Below are 11236 nucleotides of genomic sequence, written 5' to 3' on the forward strand. Positions count from 1 at the left end.
GTCATGTCCTTCGCCCGCGCCGAGCCGGGCGCCCGGGAGGCGCTGGGCACCTCGGCGCGCCCCCGCCGGTGACGGCGCCCGGGCCCCTGTCGGTGGTCCTCGCGGGCGGCGGCACGGCGGGGCACGTCTCGCCCCTGCTCGCGACCGCCGAGGCGCTGCTCCGCCTCGACCCCGCCACCCGGGTCACGGTGCTGGGCACCGCCGAGGGCCTCGAGGCCCGGCTGGTCCCGGCCGCCGGGCTCGACCTGCGCGTGCTGCCGCGGGTTCCGCTGCCCCGCCGCCCCACGGTCGACCTGCTCCGGGTCCCCGGCCGGCTCGCCGGTGCCGTCGCCGCCGCCCGCCGGGTGCTCACCGAGGTGTCCGCGGACGTCGTCGTCGGCTTCGGCGGCTACGTCGCCACGCCCGCCTACCTTGCCGCCCGGCAGGCCCGCGTGCCCGTCGTCGTCCACGAGCAGAACGCGCTGCCCGGCCTCGCCAACCGGGTGGGGGCCAGGCTCACGCCGTGGGTGGCCACGACGTTCGAGGGCACCCCGCTGCGGGGTGCGCAGCGGGTGGGGCTGCCGCTGCGCGCCGCGGTCGCCGGCCTGGACCGGGACGCGCTGCGCGGCGAGGCGCGGGCTGCGCTCGGGCTCCGGCCGGACCTGGTCACCCTGCTCGTCACCGGCGGCTCGCTCGGCGCGCAGCGGCTCAACGACGTCCTGCCCGCCGTCCGGGCGGACCTGGCCGCGGCCGGCGTGCAGGTGCTCCACGTCTCCGGGCGCGGCAAGACCGTGACGGTGCCGGACCTCGGTGCTGGTCCTGGCGCTGGGACGGTCGTGCCGTACGTCGTCGAGCCCTACCTCGACCGGATGGACCTGGCCTACGCCGCCTGCGACGCCGTGGTGTGCCGCGCCGGCGCCGGGACGGTGTGCGAGCTGTCCGCGCTCGGCCTGCCCGCCGCCTACGTGCCCCTGCCCGTCGGCAACGGCGAGCAGCGGCGCAACGCCGAGCCGCTCGTCGCCGCCGGCGGGGGCCTGCTCGTCGCCGACGCCGACCTCACGCCCGCCTGGGTGCGCACCACGCTGCTGCCGCTGCTCGCCGACCCCGACCGCCTCGCCGCCATGGCCGGCGCCGCCCGCGCCCACGGCGTGCTCGACGCCGCCGACCGGCTGGCCGGCATGGTCGTCCGGGCCGCCACCGGAGGGACACCGTGACCGACCCCCAGCCCAGCACCCCGCCCGCCGGCCCTGCCGCCGCCGGTCCCGCGATCCCGGCGCAGCCGACCGCCGAGGAGCTGCGCGCGCTGCTGCGCACCGGTCCCGTCCACGTGGTCGCGGCCGGCGGGGCGGGCATGAGCGCCGTCGTCCGGCTGCTGCTGGACGACGGGGTGCCCGTCACCGGGTCGGACTCCCGCGCCTCCGGCACCCTCGAGGCGCTGGCGGAGCGGGGGGCCACCGTGCACGTCGGCCACGACGCCGCCCACGTCGCGGGCGCCCGGCTCGTCGTGGTCTCCACCGCCGTCCGCCCCGACAACACCGAGGTCGCCGCCGCCCGCGCCGCCGGCGTGCCCGTCGTCCACCGCTCGGTCGCCCTGGCCGGGCTCATGGCCGACGACCGGGTCGTCGCGGTGGCCGGCACCCACGGCAAGACCACGACGACGTCGATGACCGCGGTCGCCGCGCGCGCCGCCGGCCTCGACCCCTCCTACGCCATCGGCGGCGACCTCGTCGTCGACCGGGTCAACGCCCGCCGCGGCACGGACCGGGTGTTCGTCGCCGAGGCCGACGAGTCCGACGGCTCGTTCCTCGCCTACGCCCCCGACGTCGCGGTGGTCACCAACGTCGAGGCCGACCACCTCGACCACTACGGCGACGTCGAGGCCGTCCACGCCGCGTTCGCCCGGTTCGCCGGACGCGTCCGGCCCGGCGGGCTGCTCGTCGTCGGCGCCGACGACCGCGGCGCCCGGGCGCTGGTCCGGGGTCTGCCCGCCGGCGGCACCGCCCCCCAGGTCGTCACCGTCGGCGAGGCGGCCGACGCCGACGTCCGCGTCGTCCTGCTCGACCCCGCGACGCTGCCGGAGGCCGGCGACGACGTGCTCGCCGCCGCCCGGGTGGTCCTTCCGGCGGTCCCCGCGGCGGCGGGCGGCACCGGGTCCACCGGGGCGGGGGAGCACCTGCTCCTGCTGCGCGTCCCCGGCCGCCACAACGTCGCCGACGCCGCGCTCGCCCTCACCGCCGCCGTCCTCGGTCTCCGCCTCGACCCCGCCCGGGTGGCCGCGGGGCTGGGCAGCTTCACCGGGGCGCGCCGCCGGTTCGAGACCGTCGGCGAGGCCGCGGGGGTCCGGGTCGTCGACGACTACGCCCACCACCCGACCGAGGTGGCGGCCACCCTCGCCGCGGCGCGGACCGTGGCCGGTCGCGGCCGGGTGCACGTGCTGTTCCAGCCGCACCTGTACTCGCGGACCCGGATCTTCGCGGAGGGCTTCGGCACCGCCCTGCAGGAGGCCGGCTCGGTGGTCGTCCTCGACGTCTACGGCGCGCGGGAGGACCCCGAGCCCGGCGTCGACGGCGCCCTCGTCGCCGACCTCGTGCCCGGCGCCCGCTTCGTCCCCGACCGCGAGGAGGCGCTCGCCGTGCTCGCGGCCGCCGCCCGGCCCGGGGACCTCGTCCTGACCGTGGGGGCCGGTGACGTCACCGAGCTCGGTCCGCGGCTGCTCGAGCGGCTCCGCGCGCAGGAGGGACCGGCATGAGCGTGACCTGGCTCGAGGACCGGGTGTCCGACGTGCGCGAGGCGTCCCTGCGCTCGCGGCTCGTCGGCACCGCCGTGCTGCTCGTCGTCCTCGCGGTGCTCGGAGGCGCGGGCTGGTGGGCCTACGACGCCGGCCACCTCGACACCCGCCGCGTCGTCGTCACCGGCACGACCCGGGTGGACGCGGCCGCGGTCGACGCCATCGCCGCCGCGGCGTCCGCCGGCACCCCGCTGCCGATGGTGGACGTCGGCTCGGTGCACGAGCAGGTGGCCGCCATGCCGCTGGTCCTCGACGTGCGCGTCGAGCGGCGCTGGCCGCGGACCCTGGAGGTCGTCGTCACCGAGCGCGTCGCCGTCGCGGCCGTCCCGGGCAGGGGCGGGGACGTCGACGTCGTCGACGAGCACGGCGTCGTCCTGGCCAGCCAGCCCGACCCGCCGCCCGGCGTGCCGCTGCTGCGCGTCGACGTGGAGGCCGCGGGCACGGACACCCTCGCCGCCGCACGCGCCGTGCTCGCCGCCATGCCGGTGGAGCTGCAGCAGCGCACCGGCGAGGTGTCCGCCGCCTCGCCCGCCGACGTCCGCTCCGTCGTCGACGGCAAGCAGGTCCGGTGGGGGACCGGCGCCGACGCCGAGCGCAAGGTCGAGGTGCTCACCGGCCTGCTCGCCTCCGTGCCCGGCTCGGTGTACGACGTGTCCGCGCCGTCGGCGCCCGCCGTCACGCCCTGAGCCGACCTGCCCTCGCGGATGCGTCCGCGCCCCCCACGCCGTGGGGGGACGGACGTCCGCGACACGCCCGGCCCGCACGACACGCGCGCGACACACCCCCGTATGTCGTTGGTCGGAGCGGCTGCGCTGCCTACCTTCCCTGCATGTCGGGCTGACATAACATTAACCCTCTACCGGAGGGTTAAGGCTCGACCAGGCGGCGTCCCGCACGGGGGCACCGCGACGAACCGAGAGGTACGCCCATGGCCGCTCCGCAGAACTACCTCGCCGTCATCAAGGTCGTCGGAGTCGGCGGCGGCGGCGTGAACGCGGTGAACCGCATGATCGAGGTGGGCCTGCGCGGCGTCGAGTTCATCGCGGTGAACACCGACGCCCAGGCGCTGCTCATGTCGGACGCCGACGTCAAGCTCGACGTCGGCCGTGACCTCACCCGCGGGCTCGGCGCCGGCGCCGACCCCGAGGTCGGCCGGCGCGCCGCCGAGGACCACGCCGAGGAGATCGAGGAGGTCCTCCGCGGGGCCGACATGGTCTTCGTCACCGCGGGCGAGGGCGGCGGCACCGGCACCGGCGGCGCCCCCGTCATCGCGAAGATCGCCCGCTCCCTCGGCGCCCTCACCATCGGTGTCGTCACCCGCCCCTTCACCTTCGAGGGCCGCCGCCGCGCGCTGAGCGCCGACAACGGCATCGCCGCGCTGCAGGCCGAGGTCGACACCCTCATCACCATCCCCAACGACCGCCTGCTGTCCATCAGCGACCGCGGCATCAGCGTGCTGGACGCCTTCCGCAGCGCGGACCAGGTGCTGCTGTCCGGCGTCCAGGGCATCACGGACCTCATCACCACCCCCGGCCTCATCAACCTCGACTTCGCCGACGTCAAGAGCGTCATGCAGGGTGCCGGCACGGCCCTCATGGGCATCGGCTCCGCCCGCGGCGAGGACCGCGCCGTCATGGCCGCGGAGATGGCGATCAGCTCCCCGCTGCTCGAGGCCAGCGTCGACGGCGCCCAGGGCGTGCTGCTGTCCATCCAGGGCGGCTCCGACCTCGGCCTGTTCGAGATCAACGAGGCCGCCCGGTTGGTGCAGGAGGCCGCGCACCCCGAGGCCAACATCATCTTCGGCGCGGTCATCGACGACGCCCTCGGCGACGAGGTCCGCGTCACGGTCATCGCGGCCGGCTTCGACGACGACGACACCCCCGAGGTCACCGGGGGCCGGCAGGCCGTCGCCAAGGCCTCGGCCCAGGCGGCACGGCCGGTCCTGCCCGCGCAGATCGCCGAGGTGCAGACCTCTCGCCCGGAGCCGGTCCGCCAGGAGGCGCGCTACGACGTGCGCCAGGACCAGCGGCAGGACCCCCGCCAGGAGCAGCGCCCCGCCCCCCGGCAGGACCCGCGCGAGGAGCAGCCCCGCTACGACCAGCGCCCGGACCAGCGGCCGGACCCGCGGACGGAGCAGGGATACGACCGCCGCTACGACCAGCCCCGCTACGAGCAGCGTCCGGAGCAGCGCTACGACGCCCCGGCCGAGCAGCGCCGCGAGGCGCCCGTGCAGGAGCAGCACGCCCCGCGCGTCGTCGAGCTCCCCGCCGACGGCCGCCGCCGTCCGGGGTTCCTCGACGACGACGACCTGGACGTGCCGGACTTCGTCAAGCCGGGGACCTGAGCCGACCATGACCGACCAGCCCGCCCCGTCCGGCGGCGTCCTGCGCCACGACGAGACGACGGGGCGGGTCCGCTACGCCGTCACCGGGGGGATCGACCTCGGCGACGGCGCACCGGACGGGCCCGCCGCCCGCGCCGCGCTCGCCCGCGAGCTGGGCGTCGAGCCCGACCGTCTCCTCCTGCCCACCCAGGTCCACGGTGCCGACGTGCTCGTCGTCGACGGGCCGTGGGCCGGCGACGTGCCGCAGGCCGACGGCCTGGTCGTCACCGTGCCCGGCGCCGCCGCCGGGGTGCGGGCCGCGGACTGCATGCCGCTGCTGCTGGGGGACGGGGAGCGCGGTCTGGCCGCCGCCGTGCACGTCGGCCGGGCCGGCCTGCAGGGCGGCATCGTCGGCGTCGCCGTCGACGCGCTCGCCCGCCTGGGTGCCACCAGCCTGCTCGCCCGGCTCGGGCCCACCGTCTGCGGCAGCTGCTACGAGGTGCCCGAGCAGATGCGCGACGAGGTCGCCGCGCTCGTCCCCGCCGCCGCCGGCACCACGAGGGACGGCACCCCGTCCGTCGACATCCCCGCCGGGGTCCGCGTCCAGCTGGCGGCCGCCGCGTCCGCCGCCGGGGTGCAGGTCGAGATCGACGACTCCTGGGGCGGCTGCACCATGGAGGACCCGCTGTCCTTCAGCCACCGACGCGACGCGCCGACCGGCCGCCACGCCGGGGTCGTCGTCGTCCTGCCGTGAGCGGGCCCGAGGAAGGTGCGAGCGGCGGGGGAGCGGACCGTCGCGCCGAGCTCGTCCAGGGTCTCGGCCGGGTCCGCGCCCGGGTGGCCGACGCGTGCGCCGCCGCCGGGCGCCGGACGACGGAGGTCACGCTCGTCGTCGTCACCAAGACCTACCCCGCCGACGACGTCGCCGCCCTGGCCGCGCTCGGCGTGCGCGACGTGGGCGAGGCGCGCGAGCAGGAGCTGCGCGACAAGCGCGAGCGCCTGGACCCGGTCGGCGGGACGGGCGAGCCGCTGCTGCGCTGGCACGTCGTCGGCCGGCTGCAGCGCAACAAGGCGCGCTCGGTCGGCCGGCTCGCCGACGTCGTGCACTCCGTCGACGACCCGCGCCTGGTGGTGCCGCTCGCGCGGGGCGCGGCCGACGCCGGCCGCACGCTCGGCTGCTTCGCGCAGGTGAGCCTGGACGGCGACCCGGCGCGCGGCGGGGCCCCGGTCGACGACCTGCCGGCCCTGTGCGACCTGCTCGCGGGGACCGACGGCGTGCGCCTGCTGGGCCTCATGGCGGTGGCCCCGCTGGGGGCGGACCCGGCCTCCTCCTTCGCCCGGCTGGCCTCGCTGGCGGCCGGTGTCGCGGCGTCCTACCCCGGTGCGGACGCCCTCAGCGCGGGCATGAGCGGGGACCTCGAGCAGGCCCTCGCGCACGGGGCGACACACCTGCGTGTCGGGGCGGCGGTCCTGGGCCCGCGACCCCCGACGCACTAGCGTCGGCCACGCCAGAACAGCCCCGGTAGCCGTCGTCCGGACGGGTGCAGGCCAGTCAGGAGGAGGGCGTCATGGGCGCACTACGCAAGACCTTGGTGTACCTCGGCCTGGCCGAGGACGAGCAGTACGACGAGTACGAGGCCGAGGAGCGCGAGCAGGAGCAGGACCGCCGCCCCGTCCGGGTGCGCGAGGACGAGCCCCGGACTGGAGCCACCGTGACGCACCTGCCCAGCGCCGTCCGTGCCGCCGGCGACCTGCAGCGCATCACCGCCGTCCACCCCCGGACGTACAACGACGCCAAGATCATCGGCGAGCACTTCCGCGAGGGCGTGCCCGTGATCATGAACCTCTCCGAGATGACCGACGTCGAGGCCAAGCGCCTCGTCGACTTCGCGGCCGGCCTGGTCTTCGGCCTGCACGGCGCGGTCGAGCGGGTCACCGCCAAGGTGTTCCTGCTCTCGCCCTCCGCGGTCGAGGTCACCAACGAGAAGCACGAGATCACCACGGGTGCCGGGCTCTTCAACCAGTCCTGAGCGCAGGGCCCCGGTCGGCCGCGCTCCCCGCGGCACCTAGGCTGCTCACGTGGGCGTCGTCTTCGGGATCCTTGCGTTCGTCGTCTTCCTGTACCTGGTCCTGCTGTTCGCGCGGCTCGTCATCGGGTGGATCGGCGTCTTCGCCCGGGACTGGCGCCCGAGCGGGCCGCTGGTCGTGGCGCTCGAGGTCGTCTACTCCGCCACCGACCCGCCCCTCAACGCGCTGCGCCGGGTCATCCCGCCGCTCACCATCGGGTCGATCCGGCTGGACCTCGGTTTCATGATCCTCTTCTTCGTCACCATCATCCTGTACAACCTGCTCACCGGCCTGTCCCGCAGCGTCTGAGCGCCTGGTCGCCCGGGTGGCCGGGCGGCTCCGGTCCGCTACCGTGACCGAGGTTTCGGCCCCCCTGCCCCTACCCGACGATCTCGACGAGGTGACGACATGCCGTTGACCGCAGACGACGTGGTCCAGAAGCGGTTCAACCCCACGAAGTTCCGTGAGGGCTACGACCAGGACGAGGTCGACGACTTCCTCGACGAGGTGGTCGCCGAGCTCCGCCGCCTCAACGAGGAGAACGAGGACCTCCGCCGCCAGCTCGCCGCGGCCGAGAGCCGGACCGGGGAGCCCCGCACCGAGGCCACCCCCGCCCCCGTGGCCGTGGCGGCCCCCGTCGAGGCGCCCGCCGCCCCCGCGGCACCGGCCGCCCCCGCGCCGTCCTCGGACAGCACCGGCGACGTGTCCGGCATGCTCGCCCTCGCGCAGCGCCTGCACGACGAGCACGTCCGCAACGGCGAGCAGGAGCGCGACCGCCTCATCACCGAGGCGCAGACCAACGCCACGCGCATGGTCCGCGAGGCCGAGGAGAAGCAGGCGCAGACGCTCGGCAGCCTCGAGCAGGAGCGCGCCCTCCTCGAGCGCAAGATCGACGAGCTCCGCGGCTTCGAGCGCGACTACCGCAGCCGGCTCAAGAGCTACCTGGAGAACCAGCTCCGCGATCTGGACAACAAGGGCCAGGTCGTCCCCGGCCGCACGCCCGGCGCCACGGGCTCGCGCGCCGCGGGTGACGACGGTGCCGCCACCGGCGGGTTCCCCTTCGGCGGCCAGAGCTGACCACCGCCCCCCGCACGTCCCCGAGGCCGCGCGCACGTCTGCTGGTCCTCGGGGTCGCGCTCGCCGCGGCCCTGCTCGCGGCTGACCAGGTCACCAAGCGGCTCGCGGAGCGCGGGCTCGAGCGGGGCGTCCGGGTCGACGTCCTCGGCGACGTGCTCGGCTTCCGCCTGTTCTACAACTCCGGCGCGGCGTTCAGCCTCGGCACCGGCATCACGCCGGTGCTGTCGGTGTTCGCCTGCCTGGCCGTGGTCGCGATCCTCGTCGCGCTCACCCGCTCCGGCAGCCTGCGCTGGTCCCTCGCGCTCGGCGCGCTGCTCGGCGGTGCGCTCGGCAACCTCACCGACCGGCTGCTCCGCCCGCCCGGACCGTTCCGGGGCGAGGTCGTCGACTTCATCGAGATCCCGTTCTCGTTCCCCATCTTCAACGTCGCCGACATGGCCGTCGTCGCGGGCGCGGTGTCCATCGTCCTGCTGTCGCTCGTCGGCCAGGAGCTCGGCGGCGGCCGCGCGCCCGCCCGTGCCGACGCGGGCACCGGCAGCGGCTCCGGCGCGGCTGCCGACGCCCGTGCTCCCCGCCCCACCGACCCCCCGAGGGACTCATGAGCGTCCGGTCCCTGCCCGTCCCCGACGGGCTCGACGGCGAGCGCGCCGACGCCGCCGTGTCCCGGTTGCTCGGGGTGTCCCGCACCCGGGCCGCCGAGCTAGCCGCGGCCGGCCACGTCCAGCTCGACGGCCGCCCGGTCGGTAAGTCCGACCGCCTGCTCGCCGGCGCGTGGCTCGAGGTCGAGATCCCCGAGGAGCCCGACGAGCCCGCGGTCGCCCAGCCCGTCCCCGGGATGACCGTCGTCCTCGACGACGACGACGTGGTGGTCGTCGACAAGCCGGTCGGCGTCGCCGCGCACCCCAGCCCCGGCTGGACCGGCCCGACCGTCGTCGGCGGCCTCACCGCGGCCGGCTACCGGATCAGCACCTCCGGCGCCGCCGAGCGCCAGGGCATCGTCCACCGGCTCGACGTCGGCACCTCCGGCCTCATGGCGGTCGCCAAGTCCGAGCGCGCCTACACCTCGCTCAAGGACCAGTTCCGCGAGCGCACGGTCGACAAGACGTACCACGCGCTGGTCCAGGGCCACCCCGACCCGAGCTCCGGCACCGTCGACGCGCCCGTCGGCCGGCACCGCACCCACTCCTACAAGTGGGCCGTGGTCGAGGACGGGAAGCCGTCGGTCACCCACTACGACACCCTCGAGGCCTTCCCGGCGGCGTCCCTGCTGGAGATCCACCTCGAGACGGGGCGGACCCACCAGATCCGGGTCCACATGTCCGCGCTGCGCCACCCCTGCGTGGGGGACCTCACCTACGGCGCCGACCCCGCCCTGGCCCTGCGCCTCGGGCTCGCCCGCCAGTGGCTCCACGCCCACCGCCTCGCCTTCGACCACCCCGGCACCGGCGAGCGCGTCCGCCTCGAGTCGCCCTACCCCGACGACCTCTCCCACGCCCTGGACGCCATCCGCCCGTAGGGGGTGGTGCGTCGGCGCCGGCCCGCCGGGGCCGCCAGGGCCTCCCGGACCGCCGGCGGGTGGCGGTCGCGTCGTCCGGGGTTGCTCCGGCGGCCTCGACCTTGCGGTGATGCGCGGTCTCAGGCGCGGAGCACCACGCATCGGCGCAAGGTGGCGGCCCGGCGTCCGGCCCGGCGCGGTCGCAGTACCGGACCAGGCCGGGGCGTGCGCCGGGACCGCCGGGACCGCCGGGACCGCCGGGACCGCCGGGACCGCCGGGACCGGGGCGGGGTGCCGCGTCGTCTTCGGACGCAGGCAGCCTCGACCTTGCAGCGATGCGCGGTCTTAGGCGCGGGGCACCACCCATCCGTGCAAGGTGGCGGCCCGCGGCGGCGGCCGACGATCGGCAAGGCGCAGTGTCCGACCGGCCGGGGCGTCCACAGGTCGGCGCGGGGACGGTTCGTCCACACCTGGGGCCACGGTCGCCGCGGGCGGCACGGTGTCCGCGGGACCGTCCCCCGGTGCCGGTCGTGTGGGACGCCTCTGTCGCCGCGCAGCACGGCATCGGCCGGGCGCGCCTGGAGGGGCGGTCCTTCGTCCGAGTCACCGCCAGCGCATACCTGCCGGTCGAGCAGGCGGACGACCTCCGGCTGCGCTGCCGGGCCCTGCAGCACGTCCGTCCGGACGCCGTGATGAGCCGGTGGACCGCGGCGGGTCTGCTCGGCCTCCCGCACCCGCCGACCCGTCGGGACGAGCCGTTGCACGCGGTAGTGCCCACGGGCACGGCGCCGCTGAGGCGCTCGGGCGTCCGCTCCCACCAGTCCCCGGCGCCGCTGACGTCGGTGGTGCTGGGCGGGGTCCGGCTCACGGCGCCGGTACGGACCTGGTGCGACCTGGCCCGCGACGGCGCCGGACTCCACGAGCTGGTGGTCGTGGCCGACGGCATGGCGCAGCGGTGGCCCGCGACCGTCCCGGCGCTCACGGCGGCCCTGACGGCCGGCCGGGGGCGACGCGGTGTCCGGACGGCGCGCCGGGCGGTCGAGCTGGTCGACCCGCGCGCGGAGTCGGCCATGGAGTCCTGGGTCCGCGTCGTGCTCGCCGAGGCGGGCCTGCCGCGCCCGGTGCCGCAGCTCGTCGTCAGGGACGAGCGCTCGCGGTTCGTCGCCCGGGTCGACCTCGCCTGGCCCCGGCACCGGCTGGTGCTCGAGTACGACGGGGACCACCACCGCGACCGCGCCACGTGGGTGAAGGACCTGCGGCGCCGCGAGGAGCTCGAGCGCCTCGGGTGGACGGTCCTGGTCGTCACCGCGGTCGACGTCCTGTCGTCCCCCGCGAGCGTGGTGCGGCGGGTCGCCTCGCGGCTGGTCTGACCTCGCCGACATGGTGGTGATGCACGGTTCAGCCACCCCGGGACCGCGCACTACCGCAATCTCGGGGGAGGGGACCGGGCCGGCCGGGGGCGGCGCGGGCGCGCCGGACCCCGCCCCGGGCCGGCCCGCGGCCGGCC

12 protein-coding genes are annotated in these 11236 nt (G+C 76.8%); all 12 read left to right on the forward strand.

Annotation, left to right across the window (positions count from 1 at the left end):
• Positions 1-68: 68 nt before the first annotated feature.
• A complete protein-coding gene (gene murG, locus WCS02_RS12470) occupies positions 69-1193 on the forward strand; it encodes an undecaprenyldiphospho-muramoylpentapeptide beta-N-acetylglucosaminyltransferase (protein ID WP_340293661.1) in 1125 nt (374 codons plus the stop codon).
• Positions 1190-2728 (forward strand): UDP-N-acetylmuramate--L-alanine ligase, encoded by a 1539-nt coding sequence (murC, locus tag WCS02_RS12475; RefSeq protein ID WP_340293663.1) that lies wholly within the window; start codon positions 1190-1192, stop codon positions 2726-2728. Before murG ends, murC begins: the two co-directional genes overlap by 4 nt.
• Entirely contained in the window at positions 2725-3453 is a 729-nt protein-coding gene (locus WCS02_RS12480; RefSeq protein WP_340293666.1) for a cell division protein FtsQ/DivIB, read from the forward strand. Before murC ends, WCS02_RS12480 begins: the two co-directional genes overlap by 4 nt.
• Positions 3454-3695: 242 nt before the next feature.
• Positions 3696-5111 (forward strand): cell division protein FtsZ, encoded by a 1416-nt coding sequence (gene ftsZ, locus WCS02_RS12485; protein ID WP_340293669.1) that lies wholly within the window; start codon positions 3696-3698, stop codon positions 5109-5111.
• A 7-nt stretch (positions 5112-5118) separates the two neighbouring features.
• Positions 5119-5844, forward strand: a complete 726-nt coding sequence (locus WCS02_RS12490; RefSeq protein WP_340293672.1) for a purine nucleoside phosphorylase YfiH/LACC1 family protein — start codon at positions 5119-5121, stop codon at positions 5842-5844.
• On the forward strand, positions 5841-6587 hold the full coding sequence (locus WCS02_RS12495; protein WP_340293674.1) for a YggS family pyridoxal phosphate-dependent enzyme: 747 nt from the start codon (positions 5841-5843) through the stop codon (positions 6585-6587). Before WCS02_RS12490 ends, WCS02_RS12495 begins: the two co-directional genes overlap by 4 nt.
• Before the next feature lie 71 nt (positions 6588-6658).
• A complete protein-coding gene (locus tag WCS02_RS12500; RefSeq protein WP_340293677.1) occupies positions 6659-7120 on the forward strand; it encodes a cell division protein SepF in 462 nt (153 codons plus the stop codon).
• Between the two features lie 49 nt (positions 7121-7169).
• Entirely contained in the window at positions 7170-7466 is a 297-nt protein-coding gene (locus tag WCS02_RS12505; RefSeq protein ID WP_340293680.1) for a YggT family protein, read from the forward strand.
• Positions 7467-7565: 99 nt separating this feature from the next.
• Positions 7566-8234: a DivIVA domain-containing protein gene (locus WCS02_RS12510; protein ID WP_340293682.1), complete on the forward strand. Its 669-nt coding sequence runs from the start codon at positions 7566-7568 to the stop codon at positions 8232-8234.
• A gap of 71 nt (positions 8235-8305) precedes the next feature.
• Positions 8306-8836 (forward strand): signal peptidase II, encoded by a 531-nt coding sequence (locus WCS02_RS12515; RefSeq protein WP_340293690.1) that lies wholly within the window; start codon positions 8306-8308, stop codon positions 8834-8836.
• On the forward strand, positions 8833-9750 hold the full coding sequence (locus WCS02_RS12520; protein ID WP_340293685.1) for an RluA family pseudouridine synthase: 918 nt from the start codon (positions 8833-8835) through the stop codon (positions 9748-9750). The genes WCS02_RS12515 and WCS02_RS12520 overlap by 4 nt, the downstream gene beginning before the upstream one ends.
• Before the next feature lie 500 nt (positions 9751-10250).
• On the forward strand, positions 10251-11099 hold the full coding sequence (locus WCS02_RS12525) for an endonuclease domain-containing protein (protein ID WP_340293688.1): 849 nt from the start codon (positions 10251-10253) through the stop codon (positions 11097-11099).
• Positions 11100-11236 lie beyond the last annotated feature (137 nt).

This window comes from Aquipuribacter hungaricus (genome assembly GCF_037860755.1).
GTDB lineage: Bacteria > Actinomycetota > Actinomycetes > Actinomycetales > JBBAYJ01 > Aquipuribacter > Aquipuribacter hungaricus.

Coding starts and splice junctions, on each gene's coding strand:
- WCS02_RS12490 (WP_340293672.1), top strand. CDS start 5,119: ATGACCGACCAGCCCGCCCCGTCCGGCGGCGTCCTGCGCCACGACGAG.
- ftsZ (WP_340293669.1), top strand. CDS start 3,696: ATGGCCGCTCCGCAGAACTACCTCGCCGTCATCAAGGTCGTCGGAGTC.
- WCS02_RS12480 (WP_340293666.1), top strand. CDS start 2,725: ATGAGCGTGACCTGGCTCGAGGACCGGGTGTCCGACGTGCGCGAGGCG.
- WCS02_RS12520 (WP_340293685.1), top strand. CDS start 8,833: ATGAGCGTCCGGTCCCTGCCCGTCCCCGACGGGCTCGACGGCGAGCGC.
- WCS02_RS12500 (WP_340293677.1), top strand. CDS start 6,659: ATGGGCGCACTACGCAAGACCTTGGTGTACCTCGGCCTGGCCGAGGAC.
- WCS02_RS12510 (WP_340293682.1), top strand. CDS start 7,566: ATGCCGTTGACCGCAGACGACGTGGTCCAGAAGCGGTTCAACCCCACG.